Source organism: Flagellimonas marinaquae, assembly GCF_003992675.1.
GTDB classification, from domain to species: domain Bacteria; phylum Bacteroidota; class Bacteroidia; order Flavobacteriales; family Flavobacteriaceae; genus Flagellimonas; species Flagellimonas marinaquae.
In genome coordinates this window covers 15,572-35,709 of record NZ_RZMZ01000016.1, presented here as the reverse complement: position 1 = coordinate 35,709, position 20,138 = coordinate 15,572, and the positions used below count along the sequence as shown (strand labels likewise).

The window sequence follows — 20,138 nt, the reverse complement described above, 5'->3', positions numbered from 1 at the left end:
TAAAAATGAAAACACCCTTTAAAAACATACAACAGGTTTTGAGATTGAACCGGATTGTGGTCTTGGCCTTGATCTTTATGGCGGGCTTGGTTTGTATTACCTCGACGTTTTTGGTAATCAAGACACACAAAGACAGCCTGAATCAGGCCTTTGTGGTCAGTTCCGACGGAGCGGTCATCCCCCTCCAATTGGCGAATGAACGTGAGAACTTGGAAGTCGAGGCTTTGGCCCATCTGGAACAGTTCCACAATTGGTTCTATGGTGTGGAGGCCAACAGCTATGAAAAGAAAATGGAAAAAGCCTTATGGTTGGGCAATGCCTCCGTGGATGCCATCTACCGTCAAAAAAAGGCAGACGGCTTCTACAACCGTTTGCTGCAATATTCCCTCGTACAACAAGTGGAACGCATCGATTCCCAAATCGATATGGACCAACAGCCTTATGCCTTTCAGACCCGGACCCTGATCCATATTAATCGGGGTACGGTGACCGATACCTATGAATTGATCACCACGGGCAAGCTCATCACAGTGGCCCGCCATTTCCCCCACAACCCCCACGGGCTGCTCATCACTGATTTTTTTGAAAACTCCCTCCGCAAAATAGAATCCTATGAAACCACAGAAGAATAAAATCGTTTTTGCCATGGTCTTGGTAGGCGCGGTCCTTTTTATCGCGGTCTACTCCATCCTCACCTTTGGCAAGGATAAAAAAACCGAATTGAAACCCGATCGCATTCCAATGCCCGACCTGGAGGAGAACCAAAAGGTGTACGAATCCAAGATGGAGGCCTTGGATGCCATTGAAGCGGAACGCGAAGTTACCGCACCACAAATCTACCCAGACCATATGGTCGATGATAAGGGCTATTTCAATCCCGATTATATGGAATACGAAAAACAACGCATCATCGATAGTATCTACAGCTCAGTTAAGTTGAACTATCATCAGGAACCTATTTCGAATTTGGACACAACCACAATAACAGAACCTAAAACCGTGCACGACCAAAATGAAATACCGACATCTGAGAGCGCTATCACAGCTGCCGAAATGGCCCTGGAACAGCAACTGTTCTTTGCTTCACATCCCAAGACCATTAATGGTAACACAAATCCGACGATACTAGTTGAAGTGCATGGCAAACAGGTATTGCGAACCAACAGCCGTATCCGGTTACGATTGGTGGAGCCCATGACCTTTAATGGCCATCACTTTCCAAAGTACACCACACTGTTTGGCACGGTACGTTTCCAACCGAACCGTACCCTATTGCACATTACCCACATAAATCATATTCCCTTCGAGGGGGAGGCCTATGACCTACAAGATGGCTTAATGGGCCTCTACTTGGAAAACTCTCTACGTGAAGAAGCTACCCGTGAGATCACAGATGATATGGTACAGGATATCAATATTGCGGGACTGCCTCAAGTAAGAGGCCTTAAAAGTTTATTCCAACGAAGGCAACGCCAACATAAGGTGACTGTCTTGGATGGTCATCGCTTACTACTACAACCAAAACCGTAATCATAAACAGTAACTCCATGAAATATCAAACCATTTTCCCACTCATCATACTCTTCTTTTTTACCCTATGTGGCACATCCCAATCCTTGGATACCATTTATGCCAATGCGCATCAAGTTGTTTCCCTTACATTTCCCAACCCTATCCAGACGGGTATGACCGGTGCCCAAAACTTTGCCTTCAGTTTTGATCGAGAGAAAGCAGATCACTTGGGATTGTTACAGGCAGATAAAGACCAGACAAGCAATTTGTTGGTCCGCACCACCGCTGGTAACCTCTACAGCTTTATTCTTGCCTATCAGGAAGACCTGCTCTGTTTGCATTATTTCATAGGCCCGGAACAACGCTTAATAAACCCTTTTCAACCTGATTCCCAGACCAAGGAAGTTACTGGTTCCATTCTAAAAAAACCTGCTCCTCAAGAAAAAGACTTTACCCTACTATGTACCCAATTGCTTGACCGGGAATCATCCGCACATAAATGGAGTAAGCGACAAAAAGGCATCAGGGCTAAACTGATAGATCAGGCCTACCACAATGATCAGGTCTATATGGTCTATGAACTGAGAAACCGATCTACAATTCCTTATGATTTAGGCCTGTTTCAATTGTCGAAGGTATTGGGTACCCCTAAACGTAAGGCCTCTTATCAGGAATTGCCCATCACTCCCCTATTTGAATTTCAAATACCCAAACAGATCGGCGCTGGCGAAACGGTGCGCTTTGCAGTAGTCTATCCCAAATTCACCTTAAACTCAGAGGAACATTTACAATTAAAGGTGTTGGAAGCCCATGGAAGCCGTAATCTTATCTTTAAGATAGTTAAGTAGGCGTGAAATCAATCCTTCGGCCAACAACAATCATACCTAGCTTTTTCCTAACTTGTACATCAAGCACAAGTAATATGGCTTAAATCGGAAACATGGCTGTCAGGCATTTTTTTATAAATCCAGTACTATTACAATGAACAGAAAAAGCAAGCAAAAAAACGCCCAAACCAATAGGAAAGAGTTAATGTCTAGTATGAACAATTCAATTACATGGACAGAAAAGTTGGATAAAGGTTATTGGTTAATGGACCTTGGGTATCGCGATTACATCGCTGCCCGTTTCCTGCTTAACAACCATCTCATAGTGCAAGGGTTAACGCTGGCAAGTACTTCCGTAGAAAAATACCTAAAAGCCCTAATCGTATTTAATCTCGAGGTTCGAGAAAAATATCATTATCATTTCGATAAATTTGATAAGCTCAAAAACCTCCTTGAAAATATCAATAAGGACATCACCCAAGAATTAGACCCAGTATTCTTGGAGATATTGGAAAATGCATTCAAAATCCGCTATTATGACAGGATTAAGAGCCACATCTTTATTGGCCTTTACATCAATCAGTTTATTGGTGAATTGGATTATACCATTGACTTTATTGAACGGTTCATTGTCAACACACAAAATGGGGGCGAATCTATATCCGCATATAGCAGAGCAATCAAAAACAATGAGCCACACCTTTATGAAAACAACTACATTCTCAACAAGGGAGACAAAAAGGAGCACATGGAAAAAACTGATGTGGGATTTTCAATTCACCTCCGAATGGGATCCGTCTCTCAAGAAGAGAACATCGTAAAGGGAGGGCGCACTAAAAATAAATATGAAGGCCAAATAGCAAGGTTCACAGATTTTAGCGAACATTTGTTTGGATTCTATAAAAGTGGTCAATAACCCATAGTTAAATTATGTTTTTAAATGAGTAAAATCTAGAAGTAGCCCCTAGAGGTAATCACATTGAACGGATTCTTCCCCACTTACAGCAATACAGCTTTAAATATCTCAAAATAAAGAAAATGATGGCCTTTGGGTACGGTTTAAGCTTTATTTCTGGAAGATGGAAGCCACCTCCCGATGCACCTTTAAGTAATGCTGCTCTAAATCCTTCTCGGAGTATTCCCTAGCCTTTGGTAACCCTTTTGGGATATCGGGCCTTGGAAACCGTACTTTTCTATCCTTTCCGTCCGCAAATACTACGAACTCCCCCTGTTTTAACCGAAAGAACACCTCCGCCCTGCGTTTGGACACTTCCTTCTCCCCTTCCGTAATCCGTCGCTCCAGATTCAGGCCCGAGCTCTTGCTTACACTTCGGGTAGGTATCTTGACCAACTCAAAGAAACGCTCGTAATAGCGAGCGGTATCGGGGTCGTTTACCTTCCCAAAAAACTGGTACGATAAATTGGAAAGGATGGCCTTGCTTGCCTTTTCCCCATACATCATATCGTTCTGGACCTTGTCCTGCAGCACATAGACACTCACAATATCATAGCTCCTCAGGGTAGCTGGAATGCGGTGCATGTTCAATAGGCGTAAGGTGGAAGCCTCCTCCAAGAGCATAAAGGAGGGCTTTCGGTTACGTTGGCTCATCTGTTTGGAGATGGTATGGATAATGGTAGCGATCACGGGCGAAAGAGAAGCATCCTTTTGGGGATTATTGACTAATGCGATAACACAAGAGTGCTTTTCATGATTAATATCCAAGGGGACCTCATCGGCGGAAAGTACCATAAATATCTTTCGGGTACTGATCTTTTTGATGGCATTGGCCAAGGTACTGAGCACCCCTGCCGTCTGTCGCTCCGACCCCACCCCGCTGATAAAGGCATCCGCCATCGCCCGGGATATGATGTTCCCCCGCAGGAACTTGATCAGGCTTTTGGTCCCCAGCTGTTGATAGAGGGCCATGAGATGGGGCAGGGTACAATAGGCCGGATAGTCCGTTTTCAACCGCCAGATCAGCCCACTGATCAAACCTTCTGCAGCATCCTTAAAAAAACGGGAGGTACTGTTCTCGTCGGAGTCCCTGTGTTCCATCAGGTTTTCCAGAAGTACCCGGGATACTTCATGCACACTTTCCTCATCGGGCAGGTAGTGCGGCGCTATGGGATTGACCCGGTGATAGATGGGCCCAAAGGACACGATCCGAATGGGAATCTGTTCATCCTGCCAGAGCGGATAGGCCATTTCCGTGATTTCAAAATCCTTGTAATCATGGATGATCCCCGAGAAATTCTCCTTTTGAAAATGCTGCAATAGACCATAGATTACACTCTCGGTCTTTCCGCTCCCTGCAGAGGCCATCACCGATATCCCGCGACGGATATTCCCCAGGACCAAGGCCCTTCCCTTCACCTTCAGTGTGATTTCAAACACCTTGGATGTTTTGAGTTTGTCTTTATGGTAATCCACCCAAGCATAGAGTACGGTATGCGCAAAAAACAAGGGAAGCCAAAACACCAAGGCCTGCTCCAAAAAGAGCGTCCAGGCCCTGCCCCATCCCGCCACTACCATAACCAGTAGCAACACTCCCAAACCCCATATATAACCTTGCTTAAGATACCGGTGGACCACCACGGAAAGTCCCACGCCCATTACCCAAACCACCATAACTATGATCCAACTGATTTCCATACTGCGCTATTTTAAATACCGATGGAACCCGATTCCAAAGCCTTGCCGATGCCCTTTTTGAGCTGCATCATGGCCTTATAGGCCAATTGGGCCTTGTTGGTGGGAATGTTGGGCACTTTGATACCTGCCTTGAACAACAATTGGCGGGCGGCCTGCCTTTCGTTTGCCGGTAGGCCCAACAGGGCCGAAAAAAACCGTTTGGGGTCCTTGTCCAAGAGGTTGCGGGCGTGGTAGGTCTCCACAAAGTTCCGTTTGTACCCAAACTGCCTGTCAAAGGTCTTCTCTGCCCCACGGTAGAATTGGTCCCTATCAAAGCCCTGTTTGACCTTTTCACCATTGAGGATGGTTTCCGAGGTACGGAATTTGGAACCTGGCGACAAGCTATGGGTATTGGTGATATCGGTACGGCTGACGATGATATGGATATGGCTCTGGTGCCCCTCCTTGGCCATGCCCGGAACGATACGCTTGCCGTTCTGTTGGTGGGGGGCTTCCTGTTCCAGGACCTGTATGCGCTGCTGAAGTTTAGCTATATCCCCTTGCACCCGTCCTTGTTGTATGGCCCTGACCTGATGTTGCAGTTCCAAGATTTTACTGGCATAGGGCTGGTTCTCCTTGACTTGTCTGTCCTTTTCGGAATAAGTGCGTTCCCGTTCCAGTTTGGCAAAATAAAGGATATCCCTAACGGTCACTTCCCGGTCCCGATAAAAGGCGGCGGCATAGGTTTTCATGAGTTCACGCGTATACTGTCTGAGCTTTTCGGGGTCGTTGCCGATATGTCGGAGTTCCGCTTGGGAAGGACTGACCATCATGGAATAGAACTTGGGGTCCCGTTTGGACAGTTTGGCGGTATTGGCATCAATCTCTGCAATGACCCGCTCCGCATCGATATCGTGTTCCGTCTGGTTAAAAAAGTGCTCTTGCTCCTCCAGGGACTTCCCTTCGTTTTCCTTTTCGAGGTAGTTGACAAAATCCCGGGCACTGCCCTGATATTGGTTTCCCAAATGTTGGCGTGTGATGGCGATGTACATGCTTATAGATTTTGAAGTTTTGTTCTATATTTTTCTATGGCCCCTGGCTTGAGGTCCAGTTTGAGGTACTCCTTGCCGAAAGGATTTTTGGCCACGGTCACCTGGTCCAGCACATGGCCAAAATCCGCTTTCAGTTCGTCCAGCTGTTCCTGCAGCCGTTCGTGCACAATCTTGGGCACGGTGATTTCGGTATCGTGCAGTTCCGGTTCGGTAGGCTGTAATTTCTCGGCGAGCTGCTGTTCAAAAAACGTAAAGTCCCCTTCCCATTCGTCCTCGGTTTCGGGGTTAAGTTCCTGTTCAAAGAGGGCCTGGATCATACTGACCGTGGGCAGGGTCTGTTCTTTCTCGATACTGCGCATGATGGCGACCATGGCATTAAAGCGTCTTTTGATCAGGTATTTGAGGCTGGCCACGGTTTCGTGCATCCGTTCATCAGGGGAGATACCGTTATGGTCAAAGAACTCCACCATGGCCAACAGGGTCATGGATTGGGACTTCCCTTGTCGTTTGGCGAACGCCCTGAACTTTTGGGTCACCGAGACCTTAATCCGTAGGCCTGCAAATGCTTCCTTTTCGTATCCTTTGTCCATTTTTTCAACAAAAATTCCTTGGTTTTACTGGGCCCAGCCGATTTTTTCAACAAAAACGGAACGGACCTGATTGTTATCATTTTCCCAAAACCCCTGTATATGGGGCCTGCGGGGCAACTGTGATCGGTAGCGCTGCGCCAGCACGCTATCCTCTTGCTTCTCCTTTTCGTCCCGCAGGGACCAAAAGTTTCCGCACAACAGGGTTCCGTGCCCTTTTGAAACTTTCATTTGCAGTGGCAAAAAAAGTTGCGGTACAAGGTCTATGGACCCATTGCCGTGGTTCCTAAAAAGTCAAATCAAATGGTACGGACTTTGGGAAAGTCAAATCGGATTTCCGTACATATTAGTAGCTGAATTTCAGCATTTTAAAAATAGCAAAATAAAGCCCTTGAATATAGCAAAACCCAATCATAATGATTGGGTCGATTTGTTGTTGGCACCTTATGAAATAAGCTACCCAGCCATACGATTTGTCCTGTTTTGCTACAGTTCATACAGCTCAGGGTCAAACCCATCGGGATAATCCCTTGGGTCGTGTTCGTTCGTTTCGCCATTTTCGGCTTCGTACATCCTATTTTTTTCAGTCATCGTTCCAAAATTTATAGGATGCCGTTGTCCGCAAAACTGTAGTAGCGTCCATCGGGTGCCAAGATGATATGGTCGATCACATGGACATCGAACAATTGGGCCGCCGCCTTGATTTTTTGGGTCAATTGTTTATCGGGTTCGCTGGCCTTGAGCTGTCCGGAGGGGTGGTTATGGGCAAGGATGATCCCGACCGATAAGGTCTTGAGCACAATGGCAAAAAGGATACGGACATCCACCAAGGTGCCCGTGATGCCCCCATGGGAGAGCGGATAGATGCCCTTGACCTTGTTGGAGCGATTGAGCAATAAAATCTTGAAGGTCTCATGAAGGCCAATGGTATTGGCGTCCCAGTTCTTGAAGAGCAGTTCCGCCACCTCCTTGGAGTTGGTCAGGGACAGGGCTTTCAGGGTACTGAGCTTCTCCCGATAGCTGATCTGTATTTCGTTGACTTTAGGTTCCATACGTATCGTGTTATGGGTCAAAAAAGGAAGGGGCACCCAAGCTTTTGACTTGGGCACCCCTTGCCCTTACTCCTCGTGGGTGTTTCCGCCCAACAATAGGATCTCGCTGGCCACCACTTCGGTGACATAGCGCTTGTTCCCTTCCTTGTCTTCGTAGGAACGGGAGGTAAGTTTCCCTTCGATGGCGATTTCCTTGCCCTTGGTCACGAAGCCCTCGATGATGTCGGCCAGCTTCCCCCATCCGATGACGGTATGCCATTCGGTATTGGTGATGCGCTCCCCTTCGTTGTTCTTGTAGTGCTCGTTGGTGGCCAGGGTCAGGCGTGCCACACGCTTGCCACTCTCTAAGTTGGTGATCACTGGGTCTTGTCCCACGTTTCCGATAAGCTGTACTTTGTTTCTCAATGTACTCATGATAAAAAGGTTTTAAAGGTCTGCCGTCCTCCTACTTTGGATGGATCAGCAAACAGGGTTAAAGATTTCCCCTTTGTTCTTTGGTCATTGTCTCCCAAATTTTAAGGGGCGTTTGTTTGCTTCTTACATGCGCAGCATTATAAAAGAAGGGGGTTCTGTCAAGGCTTTTGGAACGGAAATCGGGAGGCTCCGCGACCTAGCAAAACCTTGAGGTTTTCAAGGAAGCGGATACCCTATTTGCGGACAGAACAGGGCCGGGCCTTGACAGGTTCGATAAGGGCCCTTGGGCATTCCTTCCGACCCAAGGGCAAGGGAGCATACGGGAAGTTGAGCGAGTGCAGGCCTTGGTGTCCTGATTGGAAGGCACCGGGCACTGCCCTGTTTTTCGATGACCCGAAAAATAACCAGGGCTTCTTTTATTAAGGGACCCTTAAAATTTGATGGGCGGACAGATGGATTTCGCGGCCTTTCCCGGCAAAGCTAAAAGAAGGCTTTACCACAAAAGGACGCCATAAAAATCCAGATGGACGGCTTCCGTTCTGGCTAGAAAAAATCATCCAATTCCCAAACCCAAAGCAGGTTCGCAGAGAAACAGAGTTCAAAACGATAATGATATTTTAATTCTTATCATTCTGCGGGATTTGCTTTAAGAAGTCAAACTAATTTATTAAGATTGCAAGGATAAGTCTGACCAATACACAAGTCCTATACATTGAAAAAAACATTCAAGTTTCGAATCGAATTGGAAAAGACCTCCCCCAAAATATGGCGTGAATTTTTGGTCCTATCCGACACCACATTTTACGGGCTCCACCATATCGTACAGATTGTAATGGGATGGGAGAACTACCACCTGTACGGATTCACCATGGGTAGCTATCGGATTGGCAAACAATTTGAGGACGATGGCTTTAATGGCCCCAATGAGATCATCGACTCGAAAACGATAACCATTGGTGATGTGCTAAAGGCCAAGGGCCAAAAATTGGAATATCTCTATGATTTCGGGGATTATTGGCAACATACCCTGACCTTGGAAATGATCATAGATGATTTGGCAATCCCTTTTCCCCTTTGTTGTGATGGAGCATTGAACTGCCCTCCCGAGGATGTGGGCAGCATACCGGGTTTTTATGATTTCCTAAGGATCATGGAAAAGCCCGGGCATCCGGAACACAAGGAAACAAATGCATGGGTAAACAGCAAACTTGTGGCCATCGATGGAAGATATGACCCAAACATATTCCCACTGGAAAGGGTAAATTATGTCTTGCTCAACCTGGACACCTACATCAAGGAGTGGGAGAATGAGGCCGACCAATAATATATGTTTTTTGTTGCCATGAATGGAATTGTATTGGACAACCGATACCATGAGGCGCTCAATGGCAACTACAAACCGATACATGTAACCATCCAAAAAAGGAATATTGGATATCATTTACTTGTCCTTGATGTTTACATGCCCATCAGTGCTGTTCAAATAGCGGTAATCCTGGATTTAATGAGCCGGATATTTGTCTTTGTAACACCGTATTCCCGTGCCAAAACCTCCCAATTACCAAGGGCGTACTTAGTTTGCTCTACAATTTCATTGACCTTGGATTGTTTTAGATTGGCCTCCTCCCCTTGTAGCCTTCCCTAAAAATAGGACAGTTTAAAATTCAGATTTTCTAACTTTAAATTTTAACTGTCACATGAAAAAAAGCAAGTTTACCGAGAGCCAGATCATCAAGGCACTGAAAGAGAACGAACAGGGCCGCAAGGTGGGTGACATATCCCGTGAGATGGGCATTGACACCAGCACTTTTTATTATTGGAGGAAGAAGTACGGGGGCATGGAAGTTGCCCATATGAAGCGCTTGAAGGAACTCGAGGAGGAGAACCGCAAGCTAAAGCAGATGTACGCTGATGCCAGCCTCGACATCCGTATGCTCAAGGACGTACTGTCAAAAAAGTTCTAGGGCCTTCCGACAAGAAGCAGCGCGCCAAATACCTCCAGGAGGCCTATTCGGTATGTGTATCGCGTTCCTGCGGGGTACTGGACCTTGCACGGTCGATGTGGTACTACCATAGCAAAAGGGACGACACCGAGGTGATCGACGCCCTTTCCAGGCTGGCCGAAGAGCTGCCGACAAGGGGATTCGAGGTATATTACAAGCGTCTGCGTCGTGGCAGACTTAGCTGACCACATACAAACCACTGTTATTCAATATTTTATATGTTATTCTAGAATTTTACACACCTGATTGCACAACAAAACCATGAAAAGAACTTCGGAGAGATAATTTGCTCTCTTTTAATTCCAATAAGATACAAATAATTGTAGAAACAATTTAATGATAGACCCACATTAGTCGGTTCTTTCTGTGATGTCAGCAGTGCACAAAGCGTTTTAAAAAAACTGTCCTAAAGATCGGGGCATCTACAATGTTTATATTTTGCATTTTCTTTTGCAGAATTACCGCAAGAAATAAGTGAAAATATTGAAAAAAATAAAATAAGGTTTTTCATAAATTGTGATTTTAAACTTTCATGGATTGAAAGATTTACGCCTATTTGTTAGAATTAGGGGTAGAAACTATTACGAAAAGCCCTACCTCATCCTTTCCAATTATCTTAAAGTTACCATTAGGTTTATAAGACATAAATGATTCTATATCAGAGAAATATATTTTATAATAAAGGTTTACATGTTGATAATCATTTTTAAAGATTAACTGTTCAATTTTCCACAAAAACATATTTTGATTTCTAAATTGTAAAATATTATTTTCCAATACCTCGATATAATCCCCTTCCCCATCCTTATCAGAGGTATATACGACACGGTAATCACTATCATCAAAAAGTTCTTTACCCTCAATGTCAACATTTTTAATCTCCTTATTTTCTGCGATATCAATCAATGATTCAAAATCAACTAAATCATATTTTTTCAAACTGTAATTCCAAACGTATAGTTGTTGAACTTCAGTCTTTTCAGAAGAAATTATTTCAGATATTGCCCTTAGATAATCGGGTAGAGAAATTACTTTTGAGAAAAACACTGGTAAACGAACGTATTTCTTATATTCCAATGCTGATTCATAAGCTTCAGCTTGCGAAATATTAATTGGTATTTTCAGATATTTTTTGAAAGTATTTAGTTCGCTTTTTAAATCTAGATTGGACAAAAAAATCAAAAGGCTCCCGTCGACTCCTTCACTGGTTGAATCGTCAAATGATTTATTTAAATACTTTTTAGAATCGTTAATTAAATAATTATAAATTAATGCGAATAAGTTATTTTCCCTATCTGACCCTTTTAAATAACCTTTATTGCCACCGTCACGATCATTTAATTCAATATATAGGTTACTTAGATAGGATTTTGTTTGATTTTCATTGTTTATTGAATAGATTCCATTATTATCCAAAATACAAGGTCTACCTCCAGTATTTACTTCTCTTTGGAAAATACTTCCAGGAGAACTACCTTTTTCGTAATCCACAGAAATATTACCGCCCATTGGAATGATCGGGTTGATTGTTGTTTGTTTAATTGTTTTAAGTCTTGCACTGGTTAAAGCCTCAGTACGATTAATATAAGTCTTTGAATCACTTAGTACTTTCTCATCCTCAATATTGTAAGCAATCATATAATCATTATTGTAAATATCTCGAGAACTTTCAAGATAATCTTGCCCATACTCCCGAGGACCCCTAATGTTATCAAAACCATTAAACACAATAAGACCATCGTTTTTTTTAAACTTATAATTTATCTTCCATATTTTATTTTGATTACTTAAGCTATCTACAACGATTCCCTTATTGTCCTTAACAACATATGTTTGGATTATACCATTAATAACATCTAGTTCTATTTTTAGCTCTCCAAGATTTTTGGTGTAACTCCCTTCAATTTGACCATTCTTGTTGTAATTAATAAATGTAGAAGGAATTCTTTCAAATGCATCTGTAGCATAAGTTTTAACATCTCTAAATTCAATGCCAGCGGTAGCGGGCACTGGCGTTGAGTATTGCTTGGATGACCAGTAACCACTTTGAGAATCAAAGTATCCGAATCGTTCAACTTCTCCAAAAAACCTTCCATTAATAACACTCCCCTTTGTTACAAAGGTGTTTTGTTTATTGTAATTAAAGGAAAAAACAGCGGGTGTATTTGCTCCAACTAACAAGCAGTTTTCACAAAAAAGAACGCCATCTTCATAATGGCCTTTATTGATTAGGTCGAAAAATTCTCCGTCAGGCAATCCACTCTCTTTGTTAAAAGACAGCGAAAAAATTCGATTTCCTGTTTCATCATAAATTTCGGTCTTTACTTTTTTCAAATCTTCCACATCCAGGTAGTTGACAAACATTGGTTGTCCATTATCAAAAGTTTTAGTTATCTCTTTTAAAAATTCCTGAGAATGTGAAAAATGAAAAAAGAATAAAAAAAATAGTACTATTGTTGAAAATGCTTTCATATTAGAATAAAATTTAAAAATTAATATGCTGTTAAATATTGTAAGTATGATATTAATCGATTGATTATTGCATACAACTACCTCCTATAGGATTCCCTGAGAATGAACTTCCGCACCTATCATAACTAAAGAATCAGATGGATGCTTTGGTTCGCTTTATGCCAGCTATTTCGATGCACTCGTTGCAACGGGTTATAAGATTAAACATAGTATTGTGCTTTTTAACATTGGAAAAACTATCAGTTGACCTCCTGTTCAATTTTTTTTATATAAATTAACAATTGTCTATTCCCATTTTCTAGATCAAAATTTGTCAAAAGTTCCAACCCATTAACAAATCCAACAGAGTTTTCCTTTATTTTTTCAATGGTTTCAACTGTGGTCTTTACGTGTGCACTATCTACTTTCTCTTCAGTTGTTTTGATAATGAATTCCGAGGTTATTACTGCTCCATTAAAGAATGTGCTTACCTGTCGTTGTGCCTTTGTTTGTGCGATCCTGGTTAAAATGCTCGTACTTTTTCCTGACTTTTCCAAAGAAAGAACGGATATGATATATTTATTATCATAATCCTCAACTATTTTAACACCCTCAAAAGGTGATGCTTTGTACATGCGCTTTATAAAATTACCAAGGCTCGTTTTTTCATCATTGTAAGATTGAGCCAAAGTATTTTGGATAAAAAAAATACCGAAAAAGGCGGACAGGAGAAGTATTTTTAAATTGCTTTTTTCCATTCTGGGTAGTTCTTTTTCAGTTGTGTCTTTATTTTTTCCTCATAATCATTAGGGTTTTGTTCGGGCCACTCGGTAATGAACCAATAAATTTTTATCCCATATTTATAAATATTACGGACATACCATGGCCAAAGCCTAGCTCTAGTAATATCCTTTCTTTTTTTGGGTTTATAATCAGGGTGTCCTTGCGGTATATTAGTTGTTGCAACCAATCTTTTAGGTAATTGGTGAAAGTTAAGCATTGGATTACCCTTATTTTCTGTAACACCTGCTTTTCCATAATAAAGCAACTCTTGGTCTTCTTTTCTATCATTCAAAGAATAAACTAAATAAACTCCCGGTCTAAAGGGGATATTTGAGTCATAAATGGATTGAGCATATTCATTTTCATTGGTTAACAGCACATGACCGTTAGTTGACAACTCTTCAAGGAATTCGAAATCTTCAACTCTCATATCCTGTCCTTTTTTATTTCGTATTTGGAAATATTTTTAATTTCGTCAGTGGTAGCACTGTCATGAAATTTGAATTGAACAACCAGAGAATTGGGTTTAACGGAAATAAATGAAATAACCGTACCCAGCAAACGGGAACGAGTATTTTCTCCAAGTGGATAATAGCTACCCTTAATTTGTTTTAATAAATCTCCCATATACCAATTGGACTTCTTACTCACTGCAAACAAATGGGTACTACTACTTAAACCCGGTCTTTGTTTTTCTCTCCTAATAGCAATTCCATAAGATTTTTCCATGGAATAATTGCTAACGACATATTTGACTAAATCATCAGGCTTCATATGACGCAAAAAAGAATGCGGGAATCTTGCTCCTCTATAAACACTTGTGTAATCAAAATTCATCAGCTCGGAACAACCACTGCTACCACGTCCTCCATTATGAAATAAACTGGCTGGCGCTGCATTTGTGCCAAAACCACCATCGCATCCTGTTGCTAGAATAATACGGAAGTCATCATCAATAACTTGTACAGTAGATTTAAAAATCCTTTTTCCAGTGTCGGTATAACCACCAGGAATTCCATAGTCGGAAAGACGCTTCCTTTTAATACCATTAAAAACATTAAAGTCAACAATTGCACTGTTCAAACTATAAATAAAGTCAATGATGTAAAATATACTTTTAGCATTTCGCAAGTAGTATATCCCTTTTGAATTTAAAGTTAAAAGAGTTAGGGGAAATACAGGGATATTTAATTTTGAATAATTTTCAACTTCCGATGATGACAAACTGAGGCTTCTGACTGTCTGTTCCAATAAAGTGGGTATATTCATGAAGTTTGAGTTAACACTCACATCTACAGTTATAGGAATACTCCAAGATTCATTTTGTAAAAACGGGTTTTCAGCATTAATTGAATAATCAAATGACTCCTTGGAAATCTCTTTTAGAATGGTAACAATATTGTTTATTGCCTCCACCTCGTTTTTTTTATACAGCTCTTGGATTAAAATATTGGAGGCAAATAAACCTCCTTTAAATTCCACCACTATCCCTTTGCTCTCAACAAATGTTGTCAGCTTTACAACAGAAACAGTTGCTCTTAAGGAAGTTGCATAATCCCCATTGGATAATTGCACTTCAGATAGTAGCTCATAATCTTGAATGTTACCATTGGAAACAGATACAATCTCATCCTTTACCAATTCATCGTCCAGTATTTCTGTATTTGAAGAAATAAATGTTCCAAAAGCTAGTTCTATGGCATTTCTTAAAGCATTTTGTTTTGCAACATCTTTAGTTTTTCCTTGACCGGTTACAACAAGGGTTACGGTTTTGTCGTCTTGAGAATAGGCACTCATACTCAAAAAAAGTGCCGCTATCAGAATTAGTTGTTTCGCAAGGATTTCGATTGAAGTTTTTTCTGCTTTGCTCTTTACTTGCTCAATTAAGCTATCTACTGAATAATGTGATCCTGTTATCATATTGTGGTTTCATCTATAGAATTAAAAGATTGAATTATTGAATTAAAATACTCTTTGACATCACTTTCTATGCTCATCCGAAGTGAATTATTGTCTTTAAATATTACTTTTTTATTTTTGTCCAGTATATACTCTGAAATAAAATAGCCTTGTAAATCACTTGGTATACCTTCTGGCAGTTTCTTATTGGTATTCTTTTCTCGAATTAAATAGATTGAAAGAAAATCGTTGCTTTTTTCCAGTGCCAGTGCGATGCCCAGCTCGATAAAAACATTTTTATTTTCCGTGGTTAGGTCTATGATTACAACTTGGGAATCTTCTATCCTTTTAATTATACTTTTTAGCATTGTACGTCCTGCCGATGCACGTAATCTTCTATAACTTATGTTGTAATTAAATTTGCCATTTTTGTTATTGGAAAATCTATTTTTAATGTGTTCCGTAATGGATTTTATTGCCAGCTCAGAATTATTTTTTCCATTTTCATCTTTACTCCATTGATAGGCGGATGAAATGGTAAATTGATTTTTCATGCTTTTGTTTATCATCTCCAATAAATATTATTATACGATACTGTTTTCGGTTGATTTCTTGCATATTCTGCCGCAACTTCACGGTATGCATTAACGCGGATTTTATCTAGCTCAAGATTGCGCACTGCTTGTTTTTCCCTAAACGTATCGTCTCTTATAGATTTCTCTTCTGCAATTCGGATTAGTTCTTTTTCTTTTGCAATCTGATCATCATATTGCTTGATTTTAAATTCCCATCTTGCTTTCTCGTCAGCCCTAAGTTTAGCATCGACGGATTTTATGAATTGCTCCACTTCTGGTTGACACGAAGCCAAGGGGTCTATTTGGGAAATAACCTCAACTGCCTCTTCCGCAGCTTGAATTGATGCTCGTGTTGCCCATATCATTTTTGCCTTCTGAAACTTAACTTGACCATCTTTGTCAATTTTTTCCTGATAAACATTGAGCGACGTATCAAGGCATTTGAAATAACAATCCTGACATACTTCGGGCACTAGGGAAAGTTTGTAAATTGCTTCTTCATATCTCCCTTGTTCTTTAAGCGTAATTGCTTCATTTATTGTAAAATCACATTGCGTGTTAAAATATTTTACAATACTTGATTTACCCTCTTCAATAAAGGCTTCGAGATTTTCATTTTTGGGATTTATTTTCTTTAATGCATTGATAAAAGCTTTATTTTCATTGGTTCCGACTCCTTTCAATGATAAGGTGGTGTAAGAAAAGATTTTGTTATCAAGGGCATCGCCAATAAACACGGTAACATCTAAATTTTGCGCAATCATTTGAGGAGGTCCGGCAATTATATCTTTGGTTCCTACATTAATAGATGCTGTTATAATAAATCTTGGGTTAGCTGAACTGGCTCCGATACCATAATTTGAGGATACCTGATCCAATTTTGTAACAAGTAGTTTTCTGGCTTCTACAGGTAAATCCATTTTTTCGGGCAGATATGTATTCAATACTATTCTTCCAAAATCATCCAGTTTTAGGTTATTTTGAGATTTTGCAGATATCCCAATGAGAAATACTGTAGCCGCAATTATTAAATATCTTTTCATAACCATTTATTTTTCACCTAAAACAATTATTGCCTCTCCCAGCCCTCTTGTCATTAGCTTGGATTCTATATGATAAGGTTCACCTCTTAAAAATTTCCTTAATCCTTTGGCAAACTCACGTGAATCCAACGCTCTGTTATCTTCATCATAAATTGGAATCCTTACTTGCTCCAACCGAATAAAATTTTCAGTAGCATCAGTCATATTGTACCTTCCTTGAACAGTATTCTTGTCCATCCAGGATTTGATAATATCCGTTAATTCCTCCCCGTTATATTCAGTTTCCATATCCTCTGCCCAGCTATCCCATTTTTTAATCGTCAATAATATCTCTCTACCATTCGTAAACATATCTTCAAAATGTGCTTGCAATTGCTCGACAAATGGATTTATGTTAGCAACAATAGCTTTTTCAAGTTGTACCGGAATTATTTCAATGGAAGGTGTTCCATTCCCTGTTGATGATGCAATTCTTTTACTCGTGTAGGCATCAAAAGCTTCCAAAATAAAAGAAACTGATTTTTTATCGCCTAATTTGTTGACTTTCCACCAAATTTGAATAATGATATCGGCTTTAGCTCTTTTCTTCAAGATATCCAAAGGGCTTTCAGAAATGGATGAGCCACTGGTTTTACTGGACGTCATGTTATCCTCTGCCCGCCTTGTTTCTAGTGCCTTTAATTCTTGCTCAACATCCTTTAATGGAAATCCTTTTTCAATCATCAAGGAGCCTATCTTGCTAATCACTTGACCAAGTTCAATATCTTCTTGAAAAGCCTGTTTGTAATTAGGTACAAGTTGTTGGGTGCCTTGATTATCAAATTCAGTCATAAAGTACCTTTGCATGCACCAGTTGTCACTTGGCAATACCATCAATGTTGGCTTTTTTGCCTGTCCCAAAATCCCTACTGAAAATGATAGACTGAGGGATAAAAGAAATATTTTTTTCATAATGGAATCTAAAATCCGCTATTTAATGATTTAATAATTCTCTTTTCTTTGAGATATTTTCGAAGTAAATCCATTGCAATTGTAACTTGGTAAACCTTCCATTTTTTTTTGCCGATTTTTTCAGGAAGTGTGTTCAAAGAAGTTGCCTGACGGGTATAATTACTCCATAATCCATGTTTAGCAAAGAATGCTTTTTCTATCTTCTTAAATTTCTGAATCGATTCAGTAGTTACCAGCAATGGTTTTTGTAATACACAACCATTATTGCCTGGCACACCTGATTTTAGAATGGCATCTACTGCATCTTTTCGTGCTTTTTCTTGATCATATCTTTTTCCAAGTTTTGAGTTCCATATTTTAATGGTTACGGAACCGTTAGTTTCAACCGAAACACATTCAACTTGATAGGCGAATTTCTTTTGAGCAAAAACTGGAACTGCTAATATTGTTACCCCAAAAAATAGTAAAATGGTTATTTTCGGGTTTATATAATCATGAAAAAGCGAGTGCATATCAAATGTTTTTTAAGATTGATAATTTTGAATAGGAAAGGGTAAAATGATTTAAATCCATATGATTTGAATAGTTCTTTGTAAAATATTTAAACTGTTTTTCTAGCAATTCTTTAACTCAGAATGGAATTTTAAGGGCATTGAAAAGTTAAATCGGTCTTCAAATCAAACTCTGTTTTAAAAAAATGATATTTCATTTAATCACAAGGAGAGTTTGAATAGTCCAATACCTTGCTTCCACTTACGCCTTCACCCGTATCCCAATTAACATATTGCACAAAATACTTTCTATTGCCCACTTTTTGGATAGAGGTTACGTCGTTATTGAGTTGTTTCATTTTATTTATTATAAAATTTTCATCTCTTACGGTGCAATCAATTTCTTGAGAGGTAGTTTGCCCATAGAGATCAGTCCATAAGTTCTCTACTTCGATAAAATTATGATGGAAACTAAAAAAGGGGTTTACGTTGTTTTGATCGGAATACCACAGTATAGAACCGTTATCCGCATATCGAGAATTATCCCGAATGAAAAAACTATATAACACCTTCCCATTTAAAGTAGTTTGGGATTCACTTAAAACATTATATTCTGATTTTACCATTTCTTTCAACTCCTGAAATGATAAACTCTTGGGTTTTATTATTGGATTGTGCTTTACTCTTTGGATAAAATAGACCTGATTGTCTTTGTAAAGTACTTTGACTCGAATAGGGACAAAATCAAATTCCAGTGCCTTATCAGGTGGGGATTCATTTTTGATCAGATCACTGTATTCACCATTCGAAAACTCATCAAATGTCACTTTTTCGAAAATATTTAACATCTCGAAATTCGTGGTACTGGAGGATACACCCATCTCAATTTCACTAGCCAGTAATGGGTCATTTATTTTTAAACTAAGAAGTTTTTCTTTACCTGTGCGCAAATCGGTGACCTTCAACTCCCAATCTCCAAAATAAAGTTCAATAGAACGAAACTCGAAAATTTCCTTTCTAAAATCATGGGGTTTCAACACATCATTGGTCCAATCATTACTTTCTTTGCGTTCTTCTTTTATTGAACTAGTATTGATTTCATCAATAAAACTTCGGTCCTTTTCATTGGAAAAATTCTTTTGTATTAAGTTCTCGTAAAAATCAACATTGGAAATTTCCGCTACTAATTCATTGCTCTTTATGGTTTTAGGAATACTGTCATCCGAAGGGGCTACCAAAGACGATTTTATGTTAAAAGAAAATAAATCCCTAGTATATGGAAGGTGAGTCACTTTATCTATGATAAAATAGTAAATAGAGTCGTTCGACTTCATAATCTGACCCTTTTTGAAAATGTATTGTCCCGAACATTCACCACAATTCATTAATTCTATTTCATTCTCGACCGTATCAAAAAAAGCTTCTTTCAGTAAAGTGACCGGGGCATCATCATTTTTGGAAGAACAAGCTCCTAAAAAAGACGCTGCAAGCAAAGTGGGCAGCAAAAATTTGATAAGCCTAAATTTAAGATTGATTCTCCTTTTGCACTGGCCGTCATAAGTAGGTTTACAATCCAAGTTTTTCATGAAAATTCATTTCTAAGTTGATTAAAGTTTGTTTTTTTAACATTTAAAGTTCACTGCTATCGAATCCATAACCCGAATGTAGCCGTCCCCACAATCTCCTTCTGGACAAACTTCAGATCTCAACTCACTTTCCATTATAAAAAATATAAAGAGTGAAAAGGGAAATAAGGAAAACAGGGCCAATCGAAAAGTTTTATGCACTCGGATGAATTTAGGATATAGATTCACATTTAAAATTAAAGGAATGTTCCCTTTCCTCTAGAAAAATTAGTGGAATACA

General features: G+C 39.9%; 22 protein-coding genes. 7 read left to right on the top strand and 15 right to left on the bottom strand.

What is annotated here, in order from left to right; genetic code table 11:
- The first annotated feature begins 5 nt into the window (after positions 1 to 5).
- From EO130_RS13885 to EO130_RS13870, 4 genes are all read left to right on the top strand, one after another.
- On the top strand, positions 6 to 632 hold the full coding sequence (locus EO130_RS13885) for a conjugal transfer protein TraK (protein ID WP_127142140.1): 627 nt from the start codon (positions 6 to 8) through the stop codon (positions 630 to 632).
- Positions 613 to 1,530, top strand: coding sequence for a conjugative transposon protein TraM (gene traM / locus EO130_RS13880; protein ID WP_127142139.1), 918 nt, complete (start codon positions 613 to 615; stop codon positions 1,528 to 1,530). Before EO130_RS13885 ends, traM begins: the two co-directional genes overlap by 20 nt.
- A 17-nt stretch (positions 1,531 to 1,547) precedes the next feature.
- Positions 1,548 to 2,360: a DUF4138 domain-containing protein gene (locus EO130_RS13875; RefSeq protein ID WP_127142138.1), complete on the top strand. Its 813-nt coding sequence runs from the start codon at positions 1,548 to 1,550 to the stop codon at positions 2,358 to 2,360.
- A 193-nt stretch (positions 2,361 to 2,553) separates the two neighbouring features.
- Positions 2,554 to 3,255 carry a HEPN domain-containing protein gene (locus tag EO130_RS13870; RefSeq protein WP_127142137.1) on the top strand — a complete coding sequence of 234 codons (702 nt, stop codon included), beginning with the start codon at positions 2,554 to 2,556 and terminating at the stop codon, positions 3,253 to 3,255.
- Between the two features lie 150 nt (positions 3,256 to 3,405).
- On the opposite strand, the gene EO130_RS13865 is transcribed toward EO130_RS13870, so the two are convergent.
- The 6 genes from EO130_RS13865 to EO130_RS13840 all read right to left on the bottom strand — a co-directional run bounded on the left by EO130_RS13865 (position 3,406) and on the right by EO130_RS13840 (position 8,076).
- Entirely contained in the window at positions 3,406 to 4,992 is a 1,587-nt protein-coding gene (locus EO130_RS13865; protein ID WP_127142136.1) for a type IV secretory system conjugative DNA transfer family protein, read from the bottom strand.
- A gap of 11 nt (positions 4,993 to 5,003) precedes the next feature.
- Positions 5,004 to 6,023, bottom strand: a complete 1,020-nt coding sequence (gene mobB, locus EO130_RS13860) for a MobB family relaxase (protein WP_127142135.1) — start codon at positions 6,021 to 6,023, stop codon at positions 5,004 to 5,006.
- Between the two features lie 2 nt (positions 6,024 to 6,025).
- Positions 6,026 to 6,613: a BfmA/BtgA family mobilization protein gene (locus EO130_RS13855; RefSeq protein WP_127142134.1), complete on the bottom strand. Its 588-nt coding sequence runs from the start codon at positions 6,611 to 6,613 to the stop codon at positions 6,026 to 6,028.
- Positions 6,614 to 6,637: 24 nt separating this feature from the next.
- A complete protein-coding gene (locus EO130_RS13850; RefSeq protein ID WP_127142133.1) occupies positions 6,638 to 6,841 on the bottom strand; it encodes a hypothetical protein in 204 nt (67 codons plus the stop codon).
- A 371-nt stretch (positions 6,842 to 7,212) separates the two neighbouring features.
- Positions 7,213 to 7,662, bottom strand: a complete 450-nt coding sequence (locus tag EO130_RS13845; RefSeq protein ID WP_127142132.1) for a JAB domain-containing protein — start codon at positions 7,660 to 7,662, stop codon at positions 7,213 to 7,215.
- Positions 7,663 to 7,728: 66 nt separating this feature from the next.
- Positions 7,729 to 8,076, bottom strand: coding sequence for a single-stranded DNA-binding protein (locus EO130_RS13840; protein ID WP_127142131.1), 348 nt, complete (start codon positions 8,074 to 8,076; stop codon positions 7,729 to 7,731).
- A gap of 712 nt (positions 8,077 to 8,788) precedes the next feature.
- On the opposite strand from EO130_RS13840, the gene EO130_RS13835 reads away from it, so the two are divergent.
- From EO130_RS13835 to EO130_RS13825, 3 genes are read left to right on the top strand one after another with little or no spacing between them, the layout of a single operon-like run.
- Positions 8,789 to 9,400, top strand: a complete 612-nt coding sequence (locus tag EO130_RS13835) for a plasmid pRiA4b ORF-3 family protein (protein ID WP_164732944.1) — start codon at positions 8,789 to 8,791, stop codon at positions 9,398 to 9,400.
- 18 nt (positions 9,401 to 9,418) lie between these two features.
- Entirely contained in the window at positions 9,419 to 9,721 is a 303-nt protein-coding gene (locus EO130_RS13830; RefSeq protein WP_127142129.1) for a hypothetical protein, read from the top strand.
- Between the two features lie 52 nt (positions 9,722 to 9,773).
- Positions 9,774 to 10,040 carry a transposase gene (locus EO130_RS13825; protein WP_036379302.1) on the top strand — a complete coding sequence of 89 codons (267 nt, stop codon included), beginning with the start codon at positions 9,774 to 9,776 and terminating at the stop codon, positions 10,038 to 10,040.
- A 591-nt stretch (positions 10,041 to 10,631) separates the two neighbouring features.
- Here EO130_RS13825 and EO130_RS13820 read toward each other — a convergent pair.
- The 9 genes from EO130_RS13820 to EO130_RS13780 form a co-directional block, all read right to left on the bottom strand.
- Positions 10,632 to 12,551 carry a hypothetical protein gene (locus tag EO130_RS13820; RefSeq protein ID WP_127142128.1) on the bottom strand — a complete coding sequence of 640 codons (1,920 nt, stop codon included), beginning with the start codon at positions 12,549 to 12,551 and terminating at the stop codon, positions 10,632 to 10,634.
- Positions 12,552 to 12,790: 239 nt separating this feature from the next.
- Positions 12,791 to 13,288 (bottom strand): FHA domain-containing protein, encoded by a 498-nt coding sequence (locus EO130_RS13815; protein ID WP_127142127.1) that lies wholly within the window; start codon positions 13,286 to 13,288, stop codon positions 12,791 to 12,793.
- Entirely contained in the window at positions 13,270 to 13,743 is a 474-nt protein-coding gene (locus EO130_RS13810) for a hypothetical protein (RefSeq protein ID WP_127142126.1), read from the bottom strand. The genes EO130_RS13815 and EO130_RS13810 overlap by 19 nt, the downstream gene beginning before the upstream one ends.
- Entirely contained in the window at positions 13,740 to 15,233 is a 1,494-nt protein-coding gene (locus EO130_RS13805) for a hypothetical protein (RefSeq protein WP_127142125.1), read from the bottom strand. Before EO130_RS13805 ends, EO130_RS13810 begins: the two co-directional genes overlap by 4 nt.
- Complete coding sequence (locus tag EO130_RS13800) at positions 15,230 to 15,766, bottom strand: hypothetical protein (RefSeq protein ID WP_127142124.1); 537 nt, start codon at positions 15,764 to 15,766, stop codon at positions 15,230 to 15,232. Before EO130_RS13800 ends, EO130_RS13805 begins: the two co-directional genes overlap by 4 nt.
- An 11-nt stretch (positions 15,767 to 15,777) precedes the next feature.
- The gene (locus EO130_RS13795) at positions 15,778 to 16,830 is read right to left on the bottom strand and encodes a hypothetical protein (RefSeq protein WP_127142123.1); all 1,053 of its coding nucleotides are present in this window, start codon (positions 16,828 to 16,830) and stop codon (positions 15,778 to 15,780) included.
- A gap of 6 nt (positions 16,831 to 16,836) precedes the next feature.
- Entirely contained in the window at positions 16,837 to 17,781 is a 945-nt protein-coding gene (locus EO130_RS13790; RefSeq protein ID WP_164732943.1) for a DUF6175 family protein, read from the bottom strand.
- Positions 17,782 to 17,789: 8 nt separating this feature from the next.
- Positions 17,790 to 18,293 carry a hypothetical protein gene (locus EO130_RS13785; RefSeq protein WP_127142122.1) on the bottom strand — a complete coding sequence of 168 codons (504 nt, stop codon included), beginning with the start codon at positions 18,291 to 18,293 and terminating at the stop codon, positions 17,790 to 17,792.
- A gap of 197 nt (positions 18,294 to 18,490) precedes the next feature.
- A complete protein-coding gene (locus EO130_RS13780) occupies positions 18,491 to 19,858 on the bottom strand; it encodes a hypothetical protein (protein ID WP_127142121.1) in 1,368 nt (455 codons plus the stop codon).
- Positions 19,859 to 20,138: the final 280 nt, after the last annotated feature.